The following is a 25,770-nucleotide window of genomic DNA, read 5'->3' as shown; positions in this document are numbered from 1 at the left end:
CGTGGCCGCCCGCCCGCCGAACCGCAAGGCGTCGACGTTCCTGGCCCTCCGCGCCACAGACGCCGTGGAGGAAATGGACAAGCCGGACTGCGACCCCGCGATGCTTCGGCGCACCTACGCCCAGTTTCCGCTGATCAACCGGGCGGTGTCGGGTTGGCACGGCATCTACCGGCGCCTGCTCCGCCCGCGCCTGGCCGGCCTCGAGGCCCCCACCCTGCTCGATATTGGCTCCGGCGGCGGCGACGTTCCCCGGCTGCTCGCCCGCCTGGCCGCCCGGGACGGCCTCGACCTGCGGATCACGGCGATCGATCCCGATCCGCGCGCCCATGCCTTCGCCGTGTCCCGGCCGCGGTCGCCCGGCCTCGAGTTCCGGCAGGCCTTCAGCTCGGAGCTGGTGGCCGAAGGACGCAGCTTCGACGCCGTCGTGTCCAACCACTTGCTGCACCACCTGACCGCCCCCGAGCTGGCTGGCCTGCTGGCGGACTCGCAGCGGTTGTCGCGCGCCCTCGCAGTCCACAGCGACATCATCCGCAGCCGCACGGCATATGTGCTCTTCGCCGCCGGGACGCTGCCGTTTTTCCACCGCTCCTTCATCCGCCGGGACGGGCTGACCTCCATCCGCCGCAGCTACACCCCGGAGGAATTGCGCGCCGCCGTCCCGCCGGAGTGGCGGGTGCTGCCCGATTCGCGTTTCCGCCAGCTGGTGATCCATGAGCCCGATGCCTGAGGCGGCGCTCCCCCGGGGCCGGCCTGTTGCAGCGCCCGGCGGCCGCCTGCTCGATGTCGCCGTGGTCGGCGGCGGGCCGGTGGGTTTGCTGATGGCCATCCTGCTGGCCCGGCGCGGGGTAGACGTCGCGGTCCTGGAGCGGCGCAGCGCACGCAGCAGCCACTCCCGGGCGATCGGGATCCATCCGCCGGCTTTGGCCGTGCTCGACGACGCGGGCGTGGGTGCGGAGCTGTTGGCGGCCGGCGTCCGCATCCGCCGTGGCGTGGCCCGCAGCCGCGGCCGGGACGTCGCGTCGCTCTCGTTTGACGGCATTCCCGGCGCGCATCCCTACGTGCTGGCCGTGCCGCAGGTCATCACCGAACGGCTGCTGGAAGAACGGCTGGAGGCGCTGCGTCCCGGGGCGGTGCGCCGCGCGGTGGCGGTGCAGGGGGCGTACGACGACGGCGCGACCGTGACGTTGTCCTGTCGCCGGGGCGCGGGACCGGAACCGGCGGCGGGCACGGGCAGGGCTCCGGCACCGCCTGCCGGCGTGGCACCGGCTGCCGCTGCGGAGACGGTGCGGGCAAGGCTGGTGGTGGCGGCCGACGGCGCCTATTCCGCCCTGCGCCGCCAACTCGGCGTCCCGGTGCGAACGCGGGTGTATCCGGACGCCTACCTGATGGGAGACTTCGCCGACACCACCGGCGACGGCAGCACCGCCGTGCTCTATTTGGAGGCCGGCGGCATCGTCGAATCCTTCCCGCTCCCCGGGGGTACCCGGCGCTGGGTGGCCAGGATGCCCGGCGTGGTCAGCCATCCGACGCCGGACGGCCTCGCCTCCCTGGTCGCGCGGCGCACCGGGACGGGCCCGGACCCCGGCAGTTGCTCCATGCTCAGCGCCTTCTCCGTCAGCTCCCGGACGCCGCGGCGGCTGGTAGCTGGACGCGTCGCGCTGGTCGGCGACGCAGCACACCAGGTGAGTCCGATCGGCGGGCAGGGCATGAATTTGGGCTGGCTGGATGCCGCAGCCCTGGCTCCGATCGTGGCCGCGGCCCTGGCGGGCGAGCCGACGGGCATTGCGTTGCGGAGATTCGAGGCGGACCGGCGGCGGGCGGCCAACACCGCCGTCTGGCAGGCGCACCTCAACATGGCCCTGGGCAGGCCGTTGCCGCCGCCGGTGCTCACGGCCCGCAACCGCCTGTTCAGCACCCTCACCCGCTTCCCCGGAGTGCAGGACACGGTGGCCAGCCGCTTCACCATGCACTGATCCGTCATCAAGCGGCCGGGGCCTACCCGGGCGGCTAAAGTGGCTGCTAGACAAATTCGGCGGCACGTCGATTTTCCCGAGCCGGAGACGTCCCGGCTGACACGGTCTGGAGGTGGGCATGGTCGGCGCGGAGCGCATCGCCGTGCTGTCGCTGCACACCTCGCCGCTGGCCCTCCCCGGCGGGGGCGATGCCGGCGGGATGAACGTCTACGTGCGCGCCCTGGCGCGGGAACAGGCGGCGCTGGGCACCGCCGTCGACGTTTTCACCCGCTCCCTGCATGACGGGCAGGAACCCGTGGAACATCCCCGGGCCGGCGTCCGCGTGATCCATCTGGACGGAGCCCCCGCCGACGCGGTAACCAAGGAAGACCTGCCACAGCGGTTGGCCGCGCTGGAGGCTTCGCTGCGGCAGTTCACGCAGCGGGACGGGGCACGGTACGACGTGCTGCACTCGCACTACTGGCTCTCGGGTGCCGTGGGGCTGCGGCTGCAGCACGACTGGCACATTCCGCTGGTGCACTCGATGCACACGATGGGGCTGGTCAAAAACCTGCACCTGCAGCCCGGCGAACTGCCCGAGCCGGCCTCCCGGATCGACGGGGAGCAAGCCATAGCGTCCGGAGCCGGCCGGCTGATCGCCAATACGCTGACCGAGGCGGCCGAGTTGGTCGATCTCTACGGCGCGGACGAGGGGACGGTGGACGTGATCCCGCCCGGGGTGGACCTGCACACCTTCCGCCCCGACGGCCGCCGCGCGGACCGGGAGGCGGCGGGCATCGGGCCGGATACCTTCCACCTGGTGTTTGCCGGCCGCATCCAGGTACTAAAAGGGCCGCAGGTCCTGCTGGCCGCCGCGGCCGAACTGCGCCGCCAACGGCCCGACATCCGGCTGCGCGTGTCCATCATCGGCGAGATCAGCGGGTCCGCCGGGCTTGACCTGCCGGCGCTGGCCGGGAAGCTGGGGCTGGCGGACACCGTGACGCTCTCGCCCCCCGTGGAGCCGCGCGCCTTGGCGGCCACCTTCCGCAGCGCCGATGTGGTGGCGGTCCCGTCCTTCAGCGAATCCTTCGGCTTGGTCGCCCTGGAAGCGCAGGCGTGCGGTACGCCCGTCGTTGCCACCAACGTGGGCGGGCTGCCGGTGGCGGTCAGTCACGGGCTCACCGGGCTGCTGGTGGACGGGCACGACCCGGTCCGGTGGGCGGGGGCCCTCCGCGAGCTCCACGACTACCCGGAGTTCCGCCGGCGGCTGGGCGCCAATGCCGCGGTGCACGCCTCGTCCTTTGGCTGGGAGCAGACCGCCGCGCTGACGGCGCACAGCTACCAGCTCGCGGTCGACCACTTCCGCCGCTGAGCCTTGCGGTGCCGGCATGATCTGGGATCCGGGCAGCCGCACGGCTAGGATTCATGGGTGCCAACCCCCGATTTCCGCATCCGCCGCGCCACCCGAGACGACATCCCCGCCACGCTCGACATGAAGCTCGCCGCCTGGCGGGAAACCTACTCGTCCCAGCGGCCGGAGAGCTTCTTCGCAGCCGAAGCGGCCCGGCGGGACCAGCAGATCGACTGGTGGTCGCGCGGGCTGGCGGCGGGGGCGGAGCTGTGGGTCGCCGAAGACCCCGCCGGACGGATCATCGGCTGCTCGGGCGGCGGCCCCGTGCAGGACGACGACGCCGACGCCGGCGTGCCGCACGAACTGCAGATGCTCTACGTGCTGGCGGAGGCCTACGGGACCGGGCTCGGGCGGCAACTGCTGGAGGCGGCGATCGGTGGCGGGCCCGCGCTGCTCTGGGTCCTCGAGGACAACCCGCGCGCCCAGGCGTTCTACCGCAAGCACGGATTCGGCCCGGACGGACGCCGCGAGCCCCTGACCGGCCTGTGGGAAGGCCTGCACGAGATCCGGATGGTCCGGCGGGGCGGCTGAACCCGTTCGAGCTCGGCTACATCCGTTCGAGCTCGGCGCGAATGGCGGCGATGCCGCGCCACACCTCCTGGAAGCTGGTGGACAGCGGCGAGAGCCCCAGCCGGAGGCCGTCGGGCTCGCGGAAGTCCGGTATCACTCCCTGCTCCCAGAGCCTGCCGGTGATTTGCTTGAAGTCCGGGTGGTCGATGGTGACGTGGCCGCCGCGTTCCGCCGGATCAAGCGGCGAGGCGATGGCTACGCCGAAACCGGCCAGCGCCTCCTGGACGGCCTCGACTGCAAACCCGGTCAGGGCGATCGACTTATCCCGGACCGCCGCCAGCCCGGCCTCGTCGATGAGGGCGACCATCTCCTGGAGGGCGGTCATGCCGATGATCGGCGGAGTTCCGGACGTGAACCGGCGGATCCCGCCGGCCGGCTGATACCCCTGACCCATCTCGAAGGGTTTGGCGCTGCCCAACCAGCCTTGGATCGGCTGGCTCAGGTGCTGGTGCTCGGTCCGCACGTAGGCCCAGGCCGGGGCGCCCGGACCGCCGTTAAGGTACTTGTAGCTGCAGCCTGCGGCCAGGTCGACGCCCCAGCCGTCCAGTTCCACGGGCAGCACCCCGGCGGAATGGCACAGGTCCCACAAAACCAGGGCACCGGCATCGTGCGCGGCGGCGGTGATGGCCGGGATGTCCGCAACATAGCCGGAGCGGTAGGCCACGTGGCTGAGCAGCACGAGCGCCGTGTCGGGGCCCACGGCGGCCCGGACCGCTTCTGCCGTCACTCCCCCGGCGTGCGGGGGCTCGAGCCAGTCCAGTTCCAGGCCGCACTCGGCGGCGATGCCTTCCACGATAAAGCGGTCGGACGGAAAATTGTCCCGGTCCACCAGGATGCGCCGGCGCCCCGGCCGCGCATCGATGGCGGCGCGGGCCAGCTTGTACAGCAGCACCGTGGTGGAGTCGGCCACCACACATTGGCCCGGCGCGGCTCCCAGCACGACCCGGCCCAGCTCGTCGCCGATCTGCTCCGGCAGCTGGAGCCAGACCTCGTCCCAGGCCCGGATCAGCCGGCCGCCCCACTGCTGCGCCATGACGTCCCGGACGCGCTCGATGCTGGCGGCCAGCGGCCGGCCCAGCGAATTGCCGTCGAGGTAGGCCACGACGGCGTCGTCGTCATGGCCCGCGAACCGGGTCCGGTATCCGGCCAGCGGGTCTGCGGCGTCAAGCATCCGGGCGCGGTCACGCAACTGATCGTCGTTGGTCATACGGCAAGCATAGAGGCGGCTGCCGCGGGGCCGCCGAACCGCGGCGCGAAGAATCCGAAAAAAATTCCCGGGCCTGTCGATATCCACGGCCCCCGTTCGACGGCATAGTAGAAGGCGCATGCCCGCGTCTCGTTCCGAGAAGGAGAAAAGCCATGAAGTACATGTTCATCATGCGGTCCACGGATGCAGCCCTTGAGGCGTCCAAATCCATGCCGTTCGAAGAAATGATCAACAAGATGGGCGCCTACAACGAGGCGATGATCAACGCCGGCGTCATGCTGGCAGGAGAAGGCCTGGCGGATCTTTCCGACGGCAGCGGATTCGTCGTGGACTTCTCGGAGGAGCCGCCGATTGTGACCGACGGCCCGTACGGCGAAACGCACGAGCTGTTCAACGGTTTTTGGATCGTCCAGGTGGCCTCCAAGGAGGAAGCCGCGGAGTGGGCCAGCCGCTGCCCGCTGGGACCGGGCTCCAAGCTGGAGGTCCGCCGCGTGACCGAGGCCGCCGATTTCGCGGACTTCGCCGACAACGAGTACATCCGGAAGGAAGAAGGATGGCGCGAGGAAGAGGCGAGGCTCCGCTCGGAGAACGCCTGACCCCCGGGGCCGAGGCCCAGGAGCCCGGGGCGGCGGGGGCCGAGGCCCAGGAGCCCGGGGCGGCGGGGGCCGAGGCCCGGGAGCCCGGGGCGGCGGGGGCCGAGGCCCAGGCGGCAATCCGGCGCCGGATCGATGCGTTGTGGCGGATCGAGGGCGCCCGGATTGTCGCAGCCATGGCCCGTGCCACCGGGGATGTCGGTTTCGCCGAGGACGTCGCGCAGGAAGCCGTGGCCGACGCGCTGGCCCGGTGGCCGCATACCGGCGTCCCCCGCAACCCGGCGGCGTGGCTGACCACCGTGGCCAAGCGACGGGCCATCGACTCCTGGCGGCGGGCCGAACGCCTGGAGGACCGTTACCAGGTGCTGGCCCGCGGGCTGCGGGACGAGGAAGACTTGGGTTGGGACCCCGTACCCGACGACGTGCTCCGGCTCGTCTTCACCGCGTGCCACCCGGTGCTCTCGCGGGAAGCGCAGGTATGCCTGACGCTGCGGGTCGTCGCGGGCCTGTCTGCCGAGGAGATCGGCCGGCTCTTCGTGATTCCGGTCGCCACGGTGCAACAGCGCATCGTCCGGGCCAAGAAAACCCTGGCCGCGGCGAAGGTCCCCTTCGAAGTCCCCGAACCGAACTACTGGGGCCCGCGGCTGGGCGCCGTCCTGCGGGTGGTCTACCTCCTGTTCACGGAAGGGTACGCGGCGACCTCCGGGAACCGTTGGATCCGGTCGGACCTGGCCGGCGAAGCCCTGCGGATCGGACGCGTCCTGGTGTCACTGGTGCCCCGGGAGCCCGAAGCGCACGCACTCGTGGCCCTGATGGAGTTCCAGGCGTCGCGTTTCGGCGCCCGCACCCGGCCCGACGGCAGCGCGGTCCTGCTCGCCGACCAGGATCGGACGCGTTGGGACCGCGCCCAGATTGAACGCGGCCGAGCCGCCCTGGCCAGGGCCGACGCGCTGGGCCGCGGCCGGGGCAGCTACGCCCTGCAGGCGGCCATCGCCGCATGCCATGCGGCCGCCCCCAGCGTCGCCGGCACCGACTGGGCGCAGATCGTGCTGCTCTACGAAGCGCTTGGCCGGGTGGCGCCGAGCCCGGTGGTGGAGCTCAACCGTGCTGTGGCAGTGTCCATGGCCACCGGCCCCGCCACCGCCCTGGCGATCGTGGACCGGCTGGCCTCGGAAGGCGCCCTGCGCGGCTCCCACCTGCTCCCGAGCGTCCGCGGCGAGCTGCTGGCCCGGCTCGGCCGGGCGGACGAGGCCCGCTCCGAGTTCGCCGCCGCCGCCGCACTGGCGAAGAATGATCGCGAACGGGAGGTCCTCGAACGCCGGGCCGTCACCGGCTGACCCGGTCCGGCCACGCCGCTCAGTCGGCGAGCGTGTGGACGCTGCCCGTGAAGTGCAGCCGGTGGCTGCGCTCCCCCCAGCCGGTGAACTCGGAAGCTTCCCAGGACCCGTCGCGTTCCGTGTCATGAATCCTGACGGCCACGGTGGCGGGCAGGAAGACCGGAGCGGCAAAGTCGATGCGCCAGCTGAAGGGTTCGCTGGCCGTGGCTTCCACGCTGGTCAGGACCCGGGAGGCCAGGTACATCCCGTGGGCGATGGACCGCTTGAGCCCCAGCATCTTCGCGGACACCGCGCTCAGGTGGATCGGGTTGAAGTCGCCGGACACCCCGGCGTACTCGCGCCCGGCCTCCGGCCCGAGCCGCCAGCGGGCCGTCGGCTGCGGCGGCGTGAAATCGGCGCGCTCCGGGCGGGCTGCCTTGTCCAGGCCGGGCAGGTAGACCGCCTTGGCCAGGTAGTCCGAGACACCTTCCCACACGGCCTCGCCGTCGGCCTCGATCCGGGTGTGCAGTTCGACCTGCGTGCCCGCGTGGTGGCCGCGGAGGCCCTCGGCCCAGGCCGTGACGGCCAGGGGCTCGGTGAAGTGGACCGGCCGCAAGTGCCGCACCCGATTGGCCAGATGGACCATGCCGAGCAGCGGCAGCGGAAAGTCCGGCCGCGTCATCACGCTCATCGCCACGGGGAACGCGACCGAGTGCAGGAACACGGAGGGCAGGGTGTCCCGCACGGTGCCGTGGACCAACTGCTGGAACCCGCTGATCCGCTCGGGGGTGATCTGCACTCCGTGCAGGGTATGCCGCGCCGCCGGGACCTGCTCGGCGTGCTGTCCCACGCCCAGCTTGTGCCGCGCGGCCGTCGACGCCGCCGTCAGGTAGAGGCGCGAGAGCGTGGGCATCTCCCCCAGGATGACTTCGTTCATGCGCCGACCATGCTTTGCCCGCAGACCCGCAGGGTTTGGCCGTTGATGCCGCCCGCAGCATCGCTGGCCAGGAAGGAGACGGCCTCGGCGACATCGCGCGGCTGTCCGCCCTGTTGCAGCGAGGAGAGCCGGCGTGCCACTTCCCGGGTCAGGAACGGCATCCGGGCGGTCATGTCCGTCTCGATGAAGCCCGGTGCCACGGCGTTGATGCTGCCGCCGGCCTCGGCGAACCCGGCAGCCGAGGCCCGGACCATGCCGATGATTCCCGCCTTCGACGCGGCGTAATTGGTTTGCCCGCGGTTGCCCGCAATGCCGCTGGTTGAGGCCAGCGAAACCACGCGCGGCCGCCCGCGGAACGCGCCCGAGGCCAGCAGCTGCCCGTTCATCGTCAGCTGCGACGTGAGGTTGACGGCGATCACGGAGTCCCATTTGGCCTGGTCCATGTTGGCCAACAGTTTGTCGCGGGTGATGCCGGCGTTGTGGATCACGATGTCCAGTCCGTGGTGCCGCTCCACGGCATGGGCGGCGATCTTCGCGCCGGCATCGGCCGCGGTGATGTCCAACTGCAGGGCCGTGCCGCCCACCCGGTTCGCGACCTGCGCCAGCTGTTCCCCGGCCGCGGGGACATCGACGACGACGAGCTGTGCGCCGTCGCGGTGCAGGGTCTCCGCGATGGCAGCGCCAATGCCGCGCGCGGCCCCGGTGACGACGGCGACCTTGCCGGCCAGCGGACGGTCCGGGTCCGCGGGGAGCGAGCCTTCGTCGGAGCTGACCAGCAGGAACTGGCCGTTGACGTAGGCGCTCCGGGCCGAGAGCAGGAAGCGCAGCGGTCCCAGGACGGCCGGCGCACCGGCTTCCACGCCCTCGCCGAGCAGGATGCCGTTGGCGGTGGCACCGCCGCGCAGCTCGTGCGCCAGCGACCGCAGCGACCCGTCCACCGCCTGGCGCGCGGCGGCCTGCGCGGGCCGGGCGGCGCCGTCGGCGGGCCGGGATACGGTGATCACGCGGCCGCCGGGGGCCAGGTCCCTGAGGCTGGCGCCGGCGCTGAGCATGGGCTCCGACAGGTCCTCGGGCGATTCCAGCTCGTCGAGCACCAGCACGATGCCGCCGAGGCGTTCCTTTGGTGCCGCATGCCGGCGAACGTCGAGGTCCCACCCGAGCATTTCCTTGGCCACCGTGTCGGCGCCGGCGCCCGCGCCGAGCACCAGGACAGGTCCGGGCAGCAGCGGTGCGCCCGGCCGGTAGCGCCGCAGCACGGCGGGCTGCGGCAGCCCCAGCTTCTTGGCCAGGCTCTTCACCGGTCCGGCGTTGACCAAATCCACGTACCGGTCGGTCATCAGTTCGCCTCCAGGATGGCGACGACGCCCATGCCGCCTGCGGCGCAGACGGAAATCAGGCCGCGGGTGGTGCGGGACTCGGCGTCGGCCTTCTCGCGCAGCATCTTGGCCAGGCTGGCCACCAGGCGTCCGCCGGTGGCCGCGAAGGGATGGCCGGTGGCCAGCGAGGAGCCATTGATGTTGAGGCGGGTCCGGTCGATGGCGCCCAGGGGCTTCTCGAGGCCCAGCTTGTTGCGGCAGAACTCCTCGCTTTCCCACGCGGCCAGGTGGCACAGCACCGTCCCGGCGAAGGCCTCGTGGATCTCGAAGAAATCGAAGTCGGCGAACGTCAGGGCCTGCCGGGCCAGCAGCCGGGGCACGGCATAGGCCGGCGCCATCAGCAGTCCTTCCTTGCCGTGCACAAAATCAACGGCGGCGGCCTCGGAGTCCACCACCTCCGCCAGCACCGGCAGGTCGTTGCTCCGGGCGTACTCTTCCGAACTGAGCAGCACGGTGGAGGCCCCGTCGGTCAGCGGCGTGGAGTTGCCGGCCGTCATGGTTGCCTCGGCGCCGAGGTTCTTGCCGAACACCGGCTGCAGCTTGCCCAGCTTCTCCAGGGTGGTGTCGGCGCGCAGGTTGGAGTCCTTGGCCAGGCCCCGGTAGGGCGTCATGAGGTCATCGAAAAACCCGCGCTCGTAAGCTGCCGCCAGGTTGTGGTGGCTGGCCAGGGCAAGTTCGTCCTGCGCGTCGCGGCTGATGTTCCAGGCCGCGGTGGTCAGCGCCTGGTGCTCGCCCATCGACAGCCCTGTCCGCGGCTCGGCCGTGCCCGGCGCGTTGGGTGCCAGGTCCTTGGGGCGCAGCTTGGCGATGGCGGTCAGCTTCTGCTGCATGCTCTTGGCGCGGTTCAGTTCCAGGAGGACGGCCCGGAGGCCCTCGCTGACGGCGATCGGTGCGTCCGAGGCGGAGTCCACGCCGCCGGCGATGGCGGAGTCGATCTGCCCCAGTTTGATCTTGTTCGCCAGGCCCATCACGGTTTCCAACCCGGTGGCGCACGCCTGCTGCAGGTCGTACGCAGGTGTTTGCGGTGAAAGCGCCGAGCCTAGCACCGCCTCGCGGGTGAGGTTGAAGTCGCGCGAGTGCTTGAGGACAGCGCCGGCGGCCACCTCGCCGATGCGTTCGTCCTGCAGCCCGAACCGTGCCACCAGCCCGTCCAGGGCCGCGGTGAGCATGTCCTGGTTGCTGGCCTGGGTGTAGGCTCCGTTCGCGCGGGCGAAGGGGATGCGGTTGCCGCCGACGACTACTGCCCTGCGCAGTCCGTTGGCGGAGCGGGTGCCGGTGGCGTCAGGTGAAGTGGCCATGTGGGCTCTCCTCGATTGGGTGCGGAGCGGAACAAACGACAGTTACCGTAACCAAGCGTACCTGATACGCTGAGTTACGTGAACACCGCCACAGGCCGCCAGGCCGCCTCGAATCCGGCGACGCCCGCGGACGGCCGCTCGGCCCGTTGGGACCGTCACCGGACGGAACGCCGCCGGGAGCTGATCCGGGCGGCGCGGCACGCGGTGCACCGGCTTGGCCCCGATGCGTCCATGGAGGAGATCGCGGCGGCGGCCGGGACGTCCAAGCCCGTCTTCTACCGCTACTTCGGCGACAAGGCCGGCCTGCAGCGGGCCATGGGCGAGGTGGTGATCGGCCGGATGCAGGCCCGGCTCCAGGAGGCCGCCGCCACCGCGACCACGGCCCGGGAGGGCCTGCACGCCATGGTGTCGGTCTACCTGCAAATGGCCGAATCCTCGCCGCACGTGTACGCGTTCGTCACCCGCGCCGCGCCGTCCGAGCCGCCGGCCGTTCCGCCACCCGGTCGGGACGATGCGCGGCCGGCGGCCGCACCGGAGGACGGCAGTTCCGCCGTCCTGCAGGACTTTTTCGCCAACGTCACCGCCATGATCGAGGCCCCGCTGCGCGGCCACCTGGCCGCGGCAGCGGGAAGTGCCGCGGAACTGGCGGCCGCTTCCTACTGGCCCCGGGCCGCCATCGGCATGGTGCGTGCCGCCGGTGAATGCTGGCTGGCGGCTCCCGATGATGGAACCAAGCCGAGCCGGGAAGTCATGACGGGCCTGCTCACCCAATGGCTGCTGGGCGGCGTCGCACCGGACAACGGAGCTCCCGCAGCGGGCTCCGGGCCACCCGGCCGTTCCCGCAACACCCCGGGCATGGACTGACCGCCCGCACCCGGCCACCCCGCCCCGCAGCCTTCCCGGCCCCACCGACACACACCTGACGACCGAAGGATCATCCGATGACGCATACGCCCGCCCTGGAAACCCCGGAACCGGTTGAAGACAACGGAGCCACCGTGGATGTGGCCGAACTCGGCCGGCTCCTGCTGGGCCGCTGGGCCGACATCCGCCAGGCGGCACGCGACCTGGCCGGCCGCCCGGAACTCCACCGCATCGACGGGCTGACGATGGAGGAGCACCGGCAGCGGGTCTTCGGGCAGCTGAAGTACCTGGTGGACACCGGCGCCGTGCACCGTGCCTTCCCCGCGCGGCTCGGCGGCGAAGACAATCACGGCGGCAACGTGGCCGGTTTCGAGGAACTCGTCACCGCCGACCCCTCGCTGCAGATCAAGGCCGGTGTGCAGTGGGGCCTGTTCGGCGCGGCGGTGCTGCACCTGGGCACCCGGGAACACCATGACCAGTGGCTGCCGGACATCATGAGCCTCAAGACGCCCGGCGCCTTCGCCATGACCGAAACCGGCCACGGATCCGACGTGGCCAGCATCGCCACCACCGCCACCTACGAACCGGCCACGCGGGAATTCGTTATACACACGCCCTTCCGGGCCGCGTGGAAGGACTACCTGGGAAACGCCGCCAACGACGGCCTGGCCGCGGTGGTGTTCGCGCATCTCATCACCCGGGGCGTCGACCACGGCGTCCACGCCTTCTATGTGCCCATCCGGGACGAACAGCACAACTTCCTGCCCGGCATCGGCGGCGAAGACGACGGTTACAAGGGCGGACTCAACGGCATCGACAACGGCCGCCTGCACTTCGACCATATCCGGATCCCGCGCACCAACCTGTTGAACAGGTACGGCGACGTGGCCGAGGACGGCACCTATAGCTCCCCCATCGCCAGCCCGGGCCGCCGCTTCTTCACCATGCTGGGAACCCTGGTGCAGGGCCGCGTTTCGCTCGACGGCGCCGCGGTGGCCGCCAGCAAGGTAGCCCTGGCCATCGCGGTGCGCTACGGCACCGAGCGCCGGCAATTCAATGCGTCCTCGGACACCTCCGAAGAGGTCCTGCTGGACTACCAGCGCCACCAGCGGCGCCTGTTGCCGCGGCTGGCCACCACCTACGCGGCGTCCTTCGCGCACGAACAACTGCTGGAGAAGTTCGACGACGTGTTCTCCGGCGCCCACGACACCGACGAGGACCGGCAGGACCTGGAAACCCTGGCCGCCGCCCTGAAGTCGCTCAGCACATGGCACGCGCTGGACACCCTGCAGGAGTGCCGGGAGGCCACCGGCGGGGCAGGATTCCTGGCCGAAAACCGCTTCGCGGCGCTGCGCGCCGACCTGGACATCTACGCGACCTTCGAAGGCGACAACACGGTGCTGCTGCAACTGGTCGCCAAGCGGCTGCTTGCGGACTACGCCAAGGAGTTCCGCCACGCAGACTTCGGCGTGATGGCCCGGTGGGTTGCCCACCAGGCGGCCGACGCCACCTTCCACCGCACCGGCCTGCGCCAGGTGGCCCAGACGTTCGCAGACAGCGGTTCGGAGCGCAAGAGCGCCAACTACCTGAAGGATCCGGAGTCGCAGCGCCAGCTGCTCACCGACCGGGTCTCCACCATGGTCGCCGGCATCGGCAGCGCGCTCCGCAATGCCACGAGGCTGCCCCAGGCGGAGGCCGCGGCGCTGTTCAACGAACATCAGCATGAGCTGATCGAGGCCGCCCGCGCACACGCGGAACTGCTGCAGTGGGAGGCCTTTACCGCCGCACTCGGGCAGATCGACGACGACGGTACCCGCCAGGTGCTGACCTGGTTGCGGGACCTGTTCGGCCTGTCGCTGGTGGAGAAAAACCTGGGCTGGTACCTCATGCACGGGCGGCTCTCCGCCCAGCGCGCCCGCATCCTGGGAGGGTACATCAACCGTCTGCTGTCCCGGCTCCGTCCGCACGCCCGCGACCTCGTGGACGCCTTTGGCTACGGGCCCGAGCATCTGCGCGCGAAGATTGCCACCGGCGCCGAGCAGGAACGCCAGGACGAAGCCATGGCCTATGCCCGCTCGCGTCGGGCCAGCGGAGACGCCCCGGTGGACGAGAAGGTGCTCGTCGCCCGCCGGAAGGCCGCCGAAAAGCTCGCCGCGAGACGCCAGAAGCTGCCGGCAAGCAGCTAGGCGCACGACGGCGGGGCCCGGGCCGGAGGCGCTCCGTTTCGCCACGGCGGGCACACCGCCGTTGTCAGCGGGGTAAGTCCGGGCGACACGGCCCACCCGTGGCGGGCACCGCCGTCGTCAGCGGGTAACCCAGGGCGACGCGGCGCCCCCGTGGCGGGCATACCACCGTCGTCAGCGGGTTAAGCCCGGGCGACACGGCCCACCCGTGGCGGCCGCCGCCGTCGTCGGCGCAGTTGGAGCGGCTAAGATTTTCTGGGCCCGCTTTTCCCTTCCGCGGGCGGAAAGCACAGCATGTCCTTCACCCAGAACGCCCTTGCCCGCTGGCAGGAGCTGCAGGCCTTGTCCGCGTCGCCGGGCCTCAAGCTCGCCGCCGCCAGCCCGTGGGTGCCCGCGCTGTTCCGGACCGCTTTCACGCGCTCCCGGCCGCAGCTGCCGCTGGAGGAGTTCCACCGCAACACCGACACGTTCCTGGCCGAGCTGCGGCGCGCCGGGGTGCCGCTCCGCGAGGATTGGTCCGCCCGCCAGTACGCCGACGATTGGGTGGCCCGCAGGTTCCTCTCCCGCCTGCGCGAGGGCGGGCGGTTCGTTTACGAGCCCACCGAAGCGACAGTCCGCTTTTTGGAGTATCTGGACGGCTTGACCGGGGCTTCCTCCTCCCTGAACAGCTCCCGCCTGGCCACGCTGCTCACCCGGGTCGAGGCCCTGGCCCATGAGACCGATCCCGACCCCGAGGCGCGCATTGCCGTGCTCCGGGCCGAAATCGCCGAACGGCAGGAAAAGATCCGCGCGCTGGAAGCAGGCGACGCGCCGGCGGCGGTGCCCGCAGCCGCGGCGGCGGAGGCGGCACGCGACATCCTGGCGCTGGCTGCCGGGCTGCCGGCCGACTTCAAGCGGATGCGCGACGGCTTGGAGCGCATGCTGCACACGCTGCGCGCCGAAATCGTCGAGTCGAATGCCACCAAGGGCATCACCATGGGCGAGGTGCTCGACGCCGACAAACGGCTGCGCGGCACCAGCGAAGGCCGGACGTACGAGAGCTTCACGGCGTTCCTGAACGACGAGGACCAGCAGCAGCGTTTCCGCCAGGCGATCGCCGACGTGCTCGAGCGGGACTTCGCCGACGGCCTGGAGCCGGAGGACCGGAGGGCCCTGCAGCAGCTCATGCCCCAGTTGCGGGCGCAGGCGGCCGAGATCCACCGCATCTACGGGCGGCTCTCGGAGAGCATGCACACCTTCGTGCAGTCGGACGACTACCGCGAATCGGTCCAGCTGCGCCAGGCGATCCGGGCTGCCGAGGCCGCGATCTTCAAGTCGCGGCACAGCCTGCCGGGCCGGCGTGCGGTAATACCGGCGCCGCAGTTGTACGGCTCCGGCTTCGAATCGGTGAGCATGATCCGGCTCTACGACCCGCAGGATCACCAGGCGCCGGCGAAGTTGCCGCCGCCGCCCGAGTTCACCGAAGCGGACATCCGCCGCGCGGTACGCACGCCGCAGGCTGACGCCGAGGTGCTCTCCCGGGCGGTGCGCACCGCCGTCGAAGCACGCGGGCCGGCGCTGTTGTCGGCGGTCTACGACCAGCTGGAACCGGAACACCGGCACCTGAACAGCCTGCGCTGGCTGCTGCACCGGGCCTTGAATACCGGCGGCGTGCTCGATCCGGATGCGACCGACAGCGTGACCCTGATCCAAATCGACGGCAGCGAACGAACCGCGGTGCTGCCCGCCGTCACCTTCACGAAAGCTGCAGACTAATGAACGAGTTGACCGAGGACGAGTTGACCGGGGTTTCCGCCCATCCGTCCGCAGGGCCCGAGGACGCGGCCGCGCCGGAGGAAGCGGATTCCGCCGAGGCTGCCGGGCCGGAGGAGGCGGATCCCGCCCAGGTTGACGGGCCGGAGGAGGCGGATTCCGCCGAGGCTGAGGAGGCGCCCGCCCGCAACGAGATGGTGGACGGGCCCGAACTCTTCGACGGCGATACCGGCAAGCTGCCACTTAAGCTGCGCCAGGCCCTGGTCCGGCTGCTGCGCGGCCCCTACCTGCACGCCGGCTCCACGGACCGGGTCTACGACACCGTGGTGGAACACCGCCGCGTCCTCGCCTCCCGGCTCAGCGAGCTGTTCCTGCAACTGATCATCGACGAAGACCGCAAGGTCGCCATGCTGCGGCCTGTCCCCATGGCCGAACCGCACACCAACGCCCTGCAGCGGCAGCGGGAGATGACGCGCGAGGAGACGCTGCTGCTCCTGCGCATGCGGCTCATCCAGGATCGCCACGCCGGCACCGGGACGGAGCCGCTGATCAGCCGGGCCGACGTGATCGACGTGCTGCAGGACTACGTGGACCCCGAACAGCACGACGCCAAACACGTCGAGGACCTGGCCGATGCCTCCATCCGCAAGCTGTCCAACGAGCGCCGGCTGCTGGAAGCCACCGAACTTTCGGACGTGTGGGTCATTTCCCCGGCCCTGCCGCTGGCCTTGCCCTTCGAGAACATCGGCGACATTCCGGCGGTGATCGGCTCGCTGGCCGGTACTCTCCCGCCGGCAGGCGAGGCACCGGAGACCGACCAGTTGGCTGTCGACGGCGAGGAGGCCTGACATGAGCATCGAGACGATCCTGCCCCTGGACGGGCTGCTCAATCCCGGCCAGCACCGCCTCAGCCGCGTGCAGCTGGTCAATTGGGGCACCTTCGACGGCTCCCACACCATCCGCGTGGACCGCGCCGGAACGTTGCTGACCGGCGGCTCCGGGGTGGGCAAGTCCACCATCTTCGACGGCATGCTGCAGGTGCTGGACGCGCGGCCGAAGATGAACGAGGCCGCCCAAACCAGCGCCGGCAGCGCCGCCGAGGAACGGCGCACCGCGTTCAGCTACATGCGCGGACGGCTGGGCGCCACCCCGGCGGACGGCGACGGTTCCCGGAACGCCACGTTCTACCAGCGTCCCGGTGCCACCTGGTCGGCGGTCTGCCTGACCTTCGACAACGCCCTGGGGCAGACCACCAGCCTGTCCGTGCTGCTGGACCTGCCGGCCAACGGGACCGAACACAATGTGGGCCGTTTCTATGTGCTGCATAACAAGGCCCTGGACATTCCCGCCCTGGAGGCCCGCATGCTGGGCCGGTTCAGCAAGACCTCGCTGGAGGCCCTGTTGCCGGGCAGCCAGGTCTTCGATTCGCACAAGGCGTTTGCCGAGCGCTTCCGGCAAGCGCTGGGCATCGACCAGGAAAAGGCCTTCGGCCTGCTGCGGACGCTGCAGACGGGCAGGGGCCTGGGCGGCACCGTGAACGACTTCTTCCGCAACCATGTGCTGGACACGCCCCGGACGCTGGCCGCCGCGGAGGAGGCCGTGGAAGACTTCAGCCACCTCAGCAGCATCAGGCGGCAGCTGGAACGCGCCCGGCAGCAGCGGGACCTGCTGGCCCCCGTGCCCCGACTGCATCGGGAGCTGCAGCAGGCGCAGGCCGGGCTGGAGCGCAACCAGGTGTTGGCGGACGATGCCCTCCCGCTCTACCGGCGACGTTTGGCGCTGGACTGCCATGGCCGGCAGATCGACCGGCTGGAAGCGGAAGCAACGGCGGCGACGGCCGCCCTGGCAACCGCCGAAGCGGCACGCGACGGGCTCCGGGAGAAGGCGGCGTCGCTCAGGGCGCGCTACGGCAGCGAAGGAGGCTCCGCCGTCGCCACCCTGGAACGGGAGCTGGCGGCGGCCCAGGCCGAGCTGCGGGCCCGCCAGTCCGTCGAAGATGCCCTCCGGGGCGAGCTGGCGACCGCCGGGATTGAAGCAGATTTCAGTCCCGCCGGCCTCGCCGCCGCGCGCAGCCGCGCCGCCGTGCTGGCCAAGGACCTGGCCAAGGAGGCCGAGTCGGCCCGCGAACGGAGCAACGATGCCCAGGGCGAGGCCTGGACCCTCAAGGGCCGGATCCGTGCGCTGGAGGAAGAAATCGAGTCCTTCCGGCGCCGCACCAGCAACATCCGTCCCGACAGCCTGGAGCGCCGCCGGCAGATCTGTGCCGCCACCGGCATCGCGGAAGAGGAACTTCCGTTTGCCGGCGAGCTGATCGACATGGCCGCCGCCGAGGCCCGCTGGCGCCCGGCCGCCGAACGCGCACTGCGGTCGCTGGCCGCCGCAATGCTGGTACCGGGCGACCGGATGAAGGCCGTCACGCGCTACCTGAACGAGCACAATATCCGTGGCTTCCTGCGGATCATCGACGTCAGCGCCCCGCTGGACGGAAAGGCCGACGCCGGCGACGATGACCTGGTCACCAAACTGGTCACCAAGGACACCGCCATGGGGCACTGGGTCCGGCGCAAGATCACGGCGCACTACGACTACGTCTGCGTCGACGACCCGGACGAACTGGCACACGTCGCCCGCGGCGTCACCCTGGGCGGCGCGGTAAAGCGCAGCAGCAGCACCACGGAAAAGGACGACCGGCACACCGGGGCGTCCGATTATCTGCTCGGCTTCGACAACCAGGACAAGATTGCCGCCCTCGCCGCGCGGTTGTTGGAACTGCGCGAGACGTACGGCACTGCGGATGCCGAATCCGCCGAACGCGCCCGCGAGCAGCAGGATCTGGGCCGCCGGCTGGCCGCAGCCAAGGCCGTGGCGGCCGACACCCGCGACTGGGAGGAGGTTTCCGCCGAAGCACACGCCGCCGCCGTGGCCGCGGCGGCGGAACGCCTGGAGCAGGCCCGGGATGCCAACGCGGACTTGGAGCAGTTGCGGTTCGAGCTGGAAACGGCGGAACTGGACCTCACGGCCGCCACGGAGAAGATCGGTGTGCTCAAGGGCGACGCCGCCCGGCTGACCGCCGAACTGGACGTCGCGCGCGGTCGCCGGGACACCCTGGCCGCCACCGGTGAGACCGCCGGGCAACTGACGGACGAACTGGCCTCCGAGCTGGATGCCCTCTTTGCCCCGCACGGGGAGATCACCGACCTGGCCTTCCTGGGGGACGTCTGCACCCGGATCGAGCGCGCGCTGCTGGAATCCCGCGGCCTGCTGGAGCGGACCAGGCTGGAGGCCGGCAACCAGCTGGTGAAGATCTTCGAGTCCTACGGCAGGGAGTGGGGCTCAGACCACGGCACGTCGCTGGAGGCCGCCGCCGACTACGAGGCGCGCTACCACGACATTGTGGGCGAAGGGCTGCCGCAGCGGGAGGCGGAATTCCGCGAGTACTTCAACAACCGCACCTACGAACGCTTCAGCGACCTGCTCCAGTTGCTGGACGAAGAACGCCGCAGCATTGCGTCCCGCCTGCAGCCGCTGAACCAAATCCTGCGGCGCGTGAAGTACCACGAGGACAGCCATCTGCAGATTGAGATCGCCAACGCGGTGCCGGACGCGTCGCACAAGTTCCGCACCGACCTGAAGAACGCGCTGCCGGTCATGGGCAGGCGGCAGACCGCCGAGGACATGGACGCCCGCTACCTCGCCCTGGAGCGGATTGTGGAGAGGCTGGCCTCCGAGGACGAGCGCCGCTGGCGCGCCGAGGTCCTGGACGTGCGGTCGCACGTGGACATCACCTGCACCAATCTCCTGGCGGACGGCCGCGCCTACACCAACCTGCAGGCCAGCCTGATGTCCGGCGGCGAGGGCCAGCGCTTCACCGCATTCATTATGGCGTCGGCGCTGGCCTACCAACTGGGCATCGCCGGGCAGGGCTTCAGCACCTTCGGCACGGTGATGATGGACGAGGCCTTCGTGAAATCATCGCTGGCGTTCGCCGAGGCCAGCATCAACGCGCTGCACGAATTCGGTTTCCAGCTGCTGTTGGCCGCCCCCGAGGACAAGGTGGACCTGGCCCGTTTCCTCGGTTCGGTCACCGAAGTCCTGCGCGATGAATCCGCCAACCGGTCGGGCATTCTGGAACGGGGTCACTCCCTGGCGCGGCCGGTGGACATCGTGTTGCGCTGATGGGTTGTGCCGGCCGGACCTCGATGAACGCCTCCCGTCCGGCCTCCATCAACGCACTCCCCCGGGCCGGCGGGCGTCGCGCCGCCGTATACTTTTGAGCATGCCGATCACGCACCTCAACCGTGGACTCTACGTCCAGCAGTCCGCCGTCGAGCAATGCGGAGGCGATCTGTGAGCGGCGGTCTCGTCGCCCTGCTCGACGACGTCGCAGCCCTGGCCCGCATCGCGGCCGCCTCGGTGGACGACGTCGCGGCAGGCGCCGCCAAGGCCGGGGCCAAGGCCGCCGGCGTGGTCATTGATGACGCCGCCGTCACCCCGCAGTATGTGTCCGGGGCGGACCCGTCCCGCGAACTGCCGATGATCAAGCGCATCTTCTGGGGCTCGCTCCGGAACAAGCTGCTGATCATCCTGCCGGCGCTGCTGCTGATCAGCGCATTCATCCCGGGGGCGATCCCGTTCATCCTCATGCTGGGCGGCACCTACCTCTGCTACGAGGGCGCCGAGAAGGTCTGGCACAAGCTGCGCGGCCACCACGCGGCCGAAAAGGCGCCGGCGGTCGAGCGGGGTCCGGAGGCGGAGTCCAAGGTCGTCAAGGGCGCCATCACCACCGACTTCATCCTGTCCTGCGAGATCATGGTGATCTCGATGAACGAGGTGGGCGACGCCTCCCTGTGGGTCCGGGCGCTCATCCTGGTTGTCGTGGCGATTGCGATCACGGTGCTCGTGTACGGCGCCGTCGGGCTCATCGTCAAGATGGACGACATCGGCCTGCACCTGACCACCAAGGACTCCGCGGGCTCGCAGCGCTTCGGCGCGCTGCTCGTCAAGGGCATGCCCGCGGTGCTGGCCGCGATCACCTTCGTCGGCACGATCGCGATGCTCTGGGTCGGCGGCCACATCATGCTCCAGGGGGCATACGACCTCGGCTGGCACGCTCCCTATGACCTGGTCCACGTCCTCGAGGGCCCGTTCGCCGGGATCCCGGTGGCCGGCGGCTTCCTGGCCTGGCTCGTGAACACCCTGTGCTCGGCCGTCCTCGGACTCGCCTGGGGCCTGGTTGTCATGGCAATCCTGCACCCGCTGCTCAAGGTGCTGCCGTTCGGCAAGAAGAAGGACGGGCACGAAGAGGGCGACGCCCGCGCCGCCACAGCCGGCCATCACCCGCCGGCGCGGCCGGCGGGACGCGACGCCGATCCCACCGCCTGACTTATCCCCGCGGGGTAACCTGTTTCCCGGCCAAATCGCAGCCCTACCCCGCGCAGCGGCTCCTCCAAAAGCGGTCCCACTCATGAGAAGTGGGACCGCTTCCGTATTCAGCAATCTTGAAGCTCCACCGTAAGCGGATCGCACGTGACCAGTTCAGTGTCCAGCGGTCAACTTCGACCTGAGTTCTTCTGCCTGGACAGCAATGGCCCGCCGCTGGTCTCGGGTGAATCTTCTGGTCTGCATGTTCAGGATCGCGTGGCTGCCGTCTTCGCCCACACCCAAAAGCTGGCCCACGCGACGGGTGGCTTCGTCCAGGTCCTCTGAATCCCCAATCACCTGAAAGACCTCGTCGCGTCGGTCCATTGCAACCAGCAGCGCCTCGAGGATCATCAAGTGACCCCTCGTCTGCTCCTCCTCATTCATGCGGCGATTCTCCCACGCTGCGCTGCGGCGCTATGCGGCAGATCGTGCGGACCGTTGCTCCCGACTAGATCTTCAAAGACAAGGCCGGTCATGCATCCCTCGGGCGCCTTGCCCATCGGACGACCGAAATACACGGGATGCACTCGGCAGGCCTGGAAGGACATCGTGATCTCGTGGAGGAATTTAGCGGCCGGGGTCAAGATCACCTGACCCGACTCGTTCCCCCAAAAGATCGGTCAGTAGGCTCAAGTCGCGGGCGCCCTGCCCATAGTCGAGCACCGTGGTTTGCAGCCGCGGCCGGCAAGATGCGTAGACTCTGGTGCCTGCGCTTGTCTCATAGTTCTTGATTTCGATGATCTCGCCCCAGCTCCAGAAATTGATCCGTGTGTGGATGATCATTCCGCCGGGGATTGCCTTGATCCGTGAGAATCTCCTATGGCTGCGCACTATAGAACGCAGTTCTTCGTGCAACGCCTCCAGCCCGATAGGCACCGTGAACTCTTTAGATGCCCTCACGCCTTCTACGAGGACTTCCTAGGACGCAGCAGTCGCCCTGGATCTCCGGCCGCGGACTGCAACTGCCGCGATCAGTACGACAGAACCCAGGAGCCACGCCGGAAGCAACCAGTCCGGAAGGCCGTAGTCTCCACCCAAGAATTCCTCCTGTACCGTATGCTGCTTACGGTCTGGACTCTCTTAGCCGCCAACCGCGATGGGTTAGGTAGGGCAAAGCGTAGTGTTTCCAGGGCTGTGCGGGTAGCTTGAAAGCCCATTCTCCATCTCTCCCACGGCCACTATCATGAGCCCATGCAGACGGCTTTGATACTCATATGCTTTGGCGTCTTGCTTGGCATGCCCACGGCCATATATGCCTACAGAAATCCGCGGCGGGAAGGTGAACCTCTAGGCTCACAGCGGACAGGACTTCTCGGCCTAAGCGCCCTTGGCATGGCCTGCCTCATGGTCGGTTCCTCTGTCCTCTTGTTAGTCCGGCGGTAGTGAAAAGTCCGACTTTTTGGTGACCTACTCGGCAAGGGACCCCTTTTTCTGTATCCCCGCGGTCTGCACAAAGCTGTCCAGCTCCCATCCGTGGCCAGGCCGTCTTCCCGGCCGAAACACGGTGCCATCGACCCGCGCTTACCCTGCGGCGGCGCCAAGCAGTCCGGCTACGGCCTGGAATTTGGCATCGAAGGCCTCAAACAGCTCGGCGCACCGCAGGTCGTTGCCGGCTAGATCCATCACTATGTGGGCGGCGGCAGGGAACACGTCCTGTCGCCGCCCGTTCCATGCTGTGGCACCGACACCCCAGCGCTGCCCCTTCGTATGCACTGTTCGCGTGGACCCAGGCATTTAATGCGTTGAGACGAAGCGCGCCGTCCGGGGCTATCCTCTCTGCCATGGGATCAGCGTGGGATCCCGGGCTGCCGGGAGTGCTGCGGCTGCCGTCGGGGAGGCTGCTGCGCGGCCGCGCCCTGCGTGTTCCGCTGCCGCCGGGTCACGCGCCGGAATTCGCCCTGTACCTGACGCACCGGGCGCCGGCTTCCACCCTGTGGGAGCAGCGGTGGGTGCGCTGGCGCGATCTCCGGCTGCCGGAAGACCCGTCGGACGCCGAGGAAGCATTCCGCGAAGCCTGGCTGCGCGCCGGCGACGAACGGGTGGAGGTCGCCTGCTACGGAGGCCGGGGGCGGACCGGCACGGCGCTGGCCTGCATCGCGATTCTCGACGGCGTTCCCGCCGCCGACGCCACCCGTTATGTCCGTCAGCACTACCGCCCCGGCGCCGTTGAAACCCCATGGCAGCGACGCTTCGTGCGCCGGTTCCCCGAACGCTCGTAGCAGGCTGCGCGGGCAGCGCCTCCTACGCGAGCACGCTGCGGTAAAGACCCAGGGTCTTCTCGGCGATGGAATCCCAGGAGAAATGCTCCTCGGCGCGCCGGCGGCCCGCCTCGCCCTGGCGGCGGGCGGCGGCCGGGTCATCCAGCGTCTTGTTGAGCGCGGCGGCGAAATCGCGGACGAACTGTTCCTCGTCCAGCGGGGTGCCCGTCCCGTCGCTCGCCTGCTCCAAGGGCACCAGCGTGCCGGTGACGCCGTCGTCGACGACCTCCGGAATGCCGCCGGTGGCGCTGGCCACCACCGGGGCGCCGCAGGCCATGGCTTCAAGGTTCACGATGCCCAGCGGTTCGTAGATCGACGGGCACGCGAAGACGGTGGCATGGCTGAGCACCTGGATCAGTTCGGCCCGCGGGAGCATTCGCTCGATCACCACGACGCCGTCGCGGCTCCCGCGCAGCCCGGCCACCAGGGCATTCACCGCGGCCGCCAACTCCGGGGTGTCGGCAGCTCCGGCACACAGCACCAGCTGCACTTCCGGCGGCAGCAACGCCGCCGCGCGCAGCAGGTACGGCACGCCCTTCTGTCGGGTAATCCGCCCCACGAACACCACGCTGGGCCGGTCCGGGTCGATTCCCAAGGCGCGCACCGCGTCGTCGTCGTAATCCGGTTTCCATTCCTGCACGTCCACGCCGTTGTGGACCACGTGCACCCGGTCCGGATCCACGTCGGGGTAGCTGCGCAGAATGTCCCTGCGCATCCCCGCGGAAACGGCCACGACGGCGGCGGCCGCCTCGTAGGCGGTGCGCTCCGCCCAGGACGAGAGCCGATAGCCCCCACCCAACTGCTCCGCCTTCCACGGCCGCAACGGCTCCAGCGAATGCGCGCTGAGCACGTGCGGCACATCGTGCAGCAGCGACCCCAAATGCCCGGCCATATTGGCATACCAGGTGTGGGAATGAATCAGGTCCGCGCCGGCGAAGCCGTCAAGCATCTCAAGGTCGACGCCGAGGGTCTGCACCGCGGCATTGGCTTTCCGCAGTCCGGCCGGGACCCCGTAGCTGCGCACCGTCGCGCCATGGAAGTCGGACGGCCGGTCGGCCCCGAAGGCATGCACGTGCAGATCCACCCTGCCGGCCAGCACCCGGCTGAGTTCGGCCACGTGTACGCCGGCTCCGCCGTAGATTTCCGGCGGGAATTCTTTTGTCACAATGTCTACACGCACGACACCTAACGTAGTGCACGCCCGGCCCTTCCTCTACTGTGTGTTGACAAGGGGGACGTGTGTCGGTCCGGCACTGGACCGCGAATGCGATGGGATGGACGATGCCACAGAAGAAGGTTTTGGCCGTTGTGCTAGCCGGCGGCGAGGGAAAGCGCCTGATGCCGCTCACAGCCGACCGGGCCAAACCGGCCGTGCCCTTTGCGGGCAGCTACCGGCTGATCGATTTCGCGTTGTCCAACCTGGTCAATTCCGGATACCGGGAGATCGTGGTGCTGACGCAGTACAAATCGCACAGTCTGGACCGGCACATTTCCGAAACCTGGCGCATGGCCGCGCAGCTGGGCAATTACGTTGCCTCGGTACCGGCGCAGCAACGGCGGGGCAAAAGCTGGTTCCTGGGCAGCGCCAATGCCATCTACCAGTCCCTGAACCTGATCCATGACGCCCGGCCGGACATCGTGGTGGTGGTCGGCGCGGACCACGTCTACCGGATGGACTTCTCCCAGATGGTGGAGGAGCACATAGCGTCCGGCGCGGCCGCCAGTGTGGCCGCGGTGCGCCAGCCGCTCGCGCTGGCCAATCAGTTTGGCGTGATCGAGTCCGAGCCCGATGCCCCCACCAAGATCCGCGCCTTCGTGGAGAAGCCCGCGACCACTCCCGGCCTGGCGGATGACCCGGACAGTTTCCTGGCGTCCATGGGAAACTACGTCTTCAACACTGACGCACTGCTGCAGGCCCTGGAAGCCGACGCCGAACGGTTGGACACCAACCACGACATGGGCGGCGACATCATCCCCTATTTCGTGGAACGCGGCGAAGCAGCCGTCTACGATTTCACCGCGAACGACATTCCCGGCTCCACCGGGGCCGACCAGCAGTACTGGCGCGACGTCGGCACGCTGGATTCCTACTACGAGGCCCACATGGACCTGATCAGCCCGCTGCCCGCCTTCAATCTCTACAACCTGCGGTGGCCGATCTATACGCGCCAGTCGGTTTCTCCCCCGGCCAAGCTGGTGCGCGGAGTCAGCGGCACCGCCGGCACGGCGCACGACTCCCTCCTGTCCCAGGGCGTGGTGGTTTCGGGGGCAGAAGTCACCGAGTCGGTGCTCTCCACCGACGTCTTCGTCGCCGAAGGCGCCCAGATCCACGGCAGCGTGCTGCTGGACAAGGTGACGGTGGGCGAGGGAGCCGTGGTCCGGAGGGCCATCGTGGACAAGAATGTCCGCATCCCGGCCGGTGCCACCATCGGCGTCGATCCGGAACTGGACCGCGCGCGGGGCTTCACTGTCACCGAGTCAGGGCTGACCGTCCTGAGCAAGGACCAGAAGGTCATCCTCGGCCCCACGGCGAGCGCCGAGCACAGGGCAGCCTCCTTGTAGCGTCTGGCACAAGGCCGAGGCCTTGTCCAAGCGGGCGTTTTTCCTGAGGCCACCATACCGATTGCGCCCG

21 protein-coding genes and 1 pseudogene are annotated in these 25,770 nt (G+C 69.7%); 15 read left to right on the top strand and 7 right to left on the bottom strand.

The features are described from left to right. Window position 1 precedes the first annotated feature (1 nt). The 4 genes from AC5RVG_RS11760 (at window position 2) to AC5RVG_RS11745 (ending at window position 3,894) form a co-directional block, all read left to right on the top strand. Window positions 2-727: a class I SAM-dependent methyltransferase gene (locus tag AC5RVG_RS11760; protein ID WP_494013975.1), complete on the top strand. Its 726-nt coding sequence runs from the start codon at window positions 2-4 to the stop codon at window positions 725-727. After that, entirely contained in the window at window positions 711-1,973 is a 1,263-nt protein-coding gene (locus AC5RVG_RS11755) for an FAD-dependent oxidoreductase (protein WP_494013974.1), read from the top strand. The genes AC5RVG_RS11760 and AC5RVG_RS11755 overlap by 17 nt, the downstream gene beginning before the upstream one ends. A 118-nt stretch (window positions 1,974-2,091) precedes the next feature. Further along, the gene (mshA, locus tag AC5RVG_RS11750; protein ID WP_494013973.1) at window positions 2,092-3,324 is read left to right on the top strand and encodes a D-inositol-3-phosphate glycosyltransferase; all 1,233 of its coding nucleotides are present in this window, start codon (window positions 2,092-2,094) and stop codon (window positions 3,322-3,324) included. Between the two features lie 57 nt (window positions 3,325-3,381). Beyond that, the gene (locus tag AC5RVG_RS11745) at window positions 3,382-3,894 is read left to right on the top strand and encodes a GNAT family N-acetyltransferase (RefSeq protein ID WP_494013972.1); all 513 of its coding nucleotides are present in this window, start codon (window positions 3,382-3,384) and stop codon (window positions 3,892-3,894) included. A gap of 16 nt (window positions 3,895-3,910) precedes the next feature. Here the strand turns inward: AC5RVG_RS11745 and AC5RVG_RS11740 are convergent, their stop codons facing one another. After that, window positions 3,911-5,140 (bottom strand): kynureninase, encoded by a 1,230-nt coding sequence (locus AC5RVG_RS11740; protein ID WP_494013971.1) that lies wholly within the window; start codon window positions 5,138-5,140, stop codon window positions 3,911-3,913. A gap of 152 nt (window positions 5,141-5,292) precedes the next feature. Here AC5RVG_RS11740 and AC5RVG_RS11735 point away from each other — a divergent pair, with 152 nt between their 5' ends. Both AC5RVG_RS11735 and AC5RVG_RS11730 read left to right on the top strand, forming a co-directional pair. Then, window positions 5,293-5,736 (top strand): YciI family protein, encoded by a 444-nt coding sequence (locus AC5RVG_RS11735; RefSeq protein WP_494013970.1) that lies wholly within the window; start codon window positions 5,293-5,295, stop codon window positions 5,734-5,736. Beyond that, window positions 5,694-7,070, top strand: a complete 1,377-nt coding sequence (locus AC5RVG_RS11730) for an RNA polymerase sigma factor (RefSeq protein ID WP_494013969.1) — start codon at window positions 5,694-5,696, stop codon at window positions 7,068-7,070. Before AC5RVG_RS11735 ends, AC5RVG_RS11730 begins: the two co-directional genes overlap by 43 nt. A gap of 19 nt (window positions 7,071-7,089) precedes the next feature. On the opposite strand, the gene AC5RVG_RS11725 is transcribed toward AC5RVG_RS11730, so the two are convergent. From AC5RVG_RS11725 to AC5RVG_RS11715, 3 genes are read right to left on the bottom strand one after another with little or no spacing between them, the layout of a single operon-like run. Then, window positions 7,090-7,986 carry a MaoC family dehydratase gene (locus AC5RVG_RS11725; RefSeq protein WP_494013968.1) on the bottom strand — a complete coding sequence of 299 codons (897 nt, stop codon included), beginning with the start codon at window positions 7,984-7,986 and terminating at the stop codon, window positions 7,090-7,092. Beyond that, the gene (locus tag AC5RVG_RS11720) at window positions 7,983-9,323 is read right to left on the bottom strand and encodes a 3-oxoacyl-ACP reductase (protein ID WP_494013967.1); all 1,341 of its coding nucleotides are present in this window, start codon (window positions 9,321-9,323) and stop codon (window positions 7,983-7,985) included. The genes AC5RVG_RS11725 and AC5RVG_RS11720 overlap by 4 nt, the downstream gene beginning before the upstream one ends. Then, window positions 9,323-10,660: an acetyl-CoA C-acetyltransferase gene (locus tag AC5RVG_RS11715; RefSeq protein ID WP_494013966.1), complete on the bottom strand. Its 1,338-nt coding sequence runs from the start codon at window positions 10,658-10,660 to the stop codon at window positions 9,323-9,325. Before AC5RVG_RS11715 ends, AC5RVG_RS11720 begins: the two co-directional genes overlap by 1 nt. A 78-nt stretch (window positions 10,661-10,738) precedes the next feature. Here AC5RVG_RS11715 and AC5RVG_RS11710 point away from each other — a divergent pair, with 78 nt between their 5' ends. The 6 genes from AC5RVG_RS11710 (at window position 10,739) to AC5RVG_RS11685 (ending at window position 20,841) form a co-directional block, all read left to right on the top strand. After that, on the top strand, window positions 10,739-11,524 hold the full coding sequence (locus AC5RVG_RS11710; RefSeq protein WP_494013965.1) for a TetR/AcrR family transcriptional regulator: 786 nt from the start codon (window positions 10,739-10,741) through the stop codon (window positions 11,522-11,524). A 77-nt stretch (window positions 11,525-11,601) separates the two neighbouring features. Next, window positions 11,602-13,710, top strand: coding sequence for an acyl-CoA dehydrogenase family protein (locus AC5RVG_RS11705; protein ID WP_494013964.1), 2,109 nt, complete (start codon window positions 11,602-11,604; stop codon window positions 13,708-13,710). A 291-nt stretch (window positions 13,711-14,001) separates the two neighbouring features. After that, window positions 14,002-15,462 (top strand): DUF3375 domain-containing protein, encoded by a 1,461-nt coding sequence (locus AC5RVG_RS11700; protein ID WP_494013963.1) that lies wholly within the window; start codon window positions 14,002-14,004, stop codon window positions 15,460-15,462. Next, window positions 15,462-16,307 carry a DUF4194 domain-containing protein gene (locus AC5RVG_RS11695; protein ID WP_494013962.1) on the top strand — a complete coding sequence of 282 codons (846 nt, stop codon included), beginning with the start codon at window positions 15,462-15,464 and terminating at the stop codon, window positions 16,305-16,307. Before AC5RVG_RS11700 ends, AC5RVG_RS11695 begins: the two co-directional genes overlap by 1 nt. Before the next feature lies 1 nt (window position 16,308). Continuing rightward, complete coding sequence (locus tag AC5RVG_RS11690) at window positions 16,309-19,635, top strand: ATP-binding protein (protein WP_494013961.1); 3,327 nt, start codon at window positions 16,309-16,311, stop codon at window positions 19,633-19,635. A gap of 171 nt (window positions 19,636-19,806) precedes the next feature. After that, window positions 19,807-20,841 carry a DUF808 domain-containing protein gene (locus AC5RVG_RS11685; RefSeq protein ID WP_494013960.1) on the top strand — a complete coding sequence of 345 codons (1,035 nt, stop codon included), beginning with the start codon at window positions 19,807-19,809 and terminating at the stop codon, window positions 20,839-20,841. 153 nt (window positions 20,842-20,994) lie between these two features. Here the strand turns inward: AC5RVG_RS11685 and AC5RVG_RS11680 are convergent, their stop codons facing one another. Together AC5RVG_RS11680 and AC5RVG_RS11675 are read right to left on the bottom strand one after the other, a co-directional pair. Beyond that, entirely contained in the window at window positions 20,995-21,264 is a 270-nt protein-coding gene (locus tag AC5RVG_RS11680) for a DNA gyrase subunit A (RefSeq protein WP_494013959.1), read from the bottom strand. Window positions 21,265-21,447: 183 nt separating this feature from the next. After that, window positions 21,448-21,780, bottom strand: coding sequence for a hypothetical protein (locus AC5RVG_RS11675; RefSeq protein ID WP_494013958.1), 333 nt, complete (start codon window positions 21,778-21,780; stop codon window positions 21,448-21,450). A gap of 597 nt (window positions 21,781-22,377) precedes the next feature. On the opposite strand from AC5RVG_RS11675, the pseudogene AC5RVG_RS11670 reads away from it, so the two are divergent. After that, a pseudogene (locus AC5RVG_RS11670) lies at window positions 22,378-22,497 on the top strand (aldehyde dehydrogenase family protein); the annotation flags it as partial. Between the two features lie 164 nt (window positions 22,498-22,661). Beyond that, entirely contained in the window at window positions 22,662-23,099 is a 438-nt protein-coding gene (locus AC5RVG_RS11665) for a protein-tyrosine phosphatase family protein (protein WP_494013957.1), read from the top strand. Between the two features lie 22 nt (window positions 23,100-23,121). Here AC5RVG_RS11665 and glgA read toward each other — a convergent pair whose 3' ends face one another. Then, window positions 23,122-24,318, bottom strand: coding sequence for a glycogen synthase (glgA, locus tag AC5RVG_RS11660; protein ID WP_494013956.1), 1,197 nt, complete (start codon window positions 24,316-24,318; stop codon window positions 23,122-23,124). Window positions 24,319-24,407: 89 nt separating this feature from the next. Between glgA and glgC the strand changes: the two genes are divergently transcribed. Further along, complete coding sequence (glgC, locus tag AC5RVG_RS11655; protein ID WP_494013955.1) at window positions 24,408-25,700, top strand: glucose-1-phosphate adenylyltransferase; 1,293 nt, start codon at window positions 24,408-24,410, stop codon at window positions 25,698-25,700. Window positions 25,701-25,770 lie beyond the last annotated feature (70 nt).

This window comes from Arthrobacter senegalensis (assembly GCF_059091765.1).
This window is presented reverse-complemented; position numbering and strand designations above follow the sequence as displayed.

Excerpts from the sequence above, each read along its gene's own strand:
- AC5RVG_RS11735 (WP_494013970.1), top strand. The coding sequence starts at position 5,293 with ATGAAGTACATGTTCATCATGCGGTCCACGGATGCAGCCCTTGAGGCG.
- AC5RVG_RS11755 (WP_494013974.1), top strand. The coding sequence starts at position 711 with ATGAGCCCGATGCCTGAGGCGGCGCTCCCCCGGGGCCGGCCTGTTGCA.
- AC5RVG_RS11720 (WP_494013967.1), bottom strand. The coding sequence starts at position 9,323 with ATGACCGACCGGTACGTGGATTTGGTCAACGCCGGACCGGTGAAGAGC.
- AC5RVG_RS11680 (WP_494013959.1), bottom strand. The coding sequence starts at position 21,264 with ATGAATGAGGAGGAGCAGACGAGGGGTCACTTGATGATCCTCGAGGCG.
- AC5RVG_RS11730 (WP_494013969.1), top strand. The coding sequence starts at position 5,694 with ATGGCGCGAGGAAGAGGCGAGGCTCCGCTCGGAGAACGCCTGACCCCC.
- AC5RVG_RS11740 (WP_494013971.1), bottom strand. The coding sequence starts at position 5,140 with ATGACCAACGACGATCAGTTGCGTGACCGCGCCCGGATGCTTGACGCC.
- AC5RVG_RS11700 (WP_494013963.1), top strand. The coding sequence starts at position 14,002 with ATGTCCTTCACCCAGAACGCCCTTGCCCGCTGGCAGGAGCTGCAGGCC.
- AC5RVG_RS11665 (WP_494013957.1), top strand. The coding sequence starts at position 22,662 with ATGGGATCAGCGTGGGATCCCGGGCTGCCGGGAGTGCTGCGGCTGCCG.
- AC5RVG_RS11695 (WP_494013962.1), top strand. The coding sequence starts at position 15,462 with ATGAACGAGTTGACCGAGGACGAGTTGACCGGGGTTTCCGCCCATCCG.
- AC5RVG_RS11725 (WP_494013968.1), bottom strand. The coding sequence starts at position 7,986 with ATGAACGAAGTCATCCTGGGGGAGATGCCCACGCTCTCGCGCCTCTAC.
- mshA (WP_494013973.1), top strand. The coding sequence starts at position 2,092 with ATGGTCGGCGCGGAGCGCATCGCCGTGCTGTCGCTGCACACCTCGCCG.
- AC5RVG_RS11690 (WP_494013961.1), top strand. The coding sequence starts at position 16,309 with ATGAGCATCGAGACGATCCTGCCCCTGGACGGGCTGCTCAATCCCGGC.
- glgC (WP_494013955.1), top strand. The coding sequence starts at position 24,408 with ATGGGATGGACGATGCCACAGAAGAAGGTTTTGGCCGTTGTGCTAGCC.
- AC5RVG_RS11715 (WP_494013966.1), bottom strand. The coding sequence starts at position 10,660 with ATGGCCACTTCACCTGACGCCACCGGCACCCGCTCCGCCAACGGACTG.
- AC5RVG_RS11705 (WP_494013964.1), top strand. The coding sequence starts at position 11,602 with ATGACGCATACGCCCGCCCTGGAAACCCCGGAACCGGTTGAAGACAAC.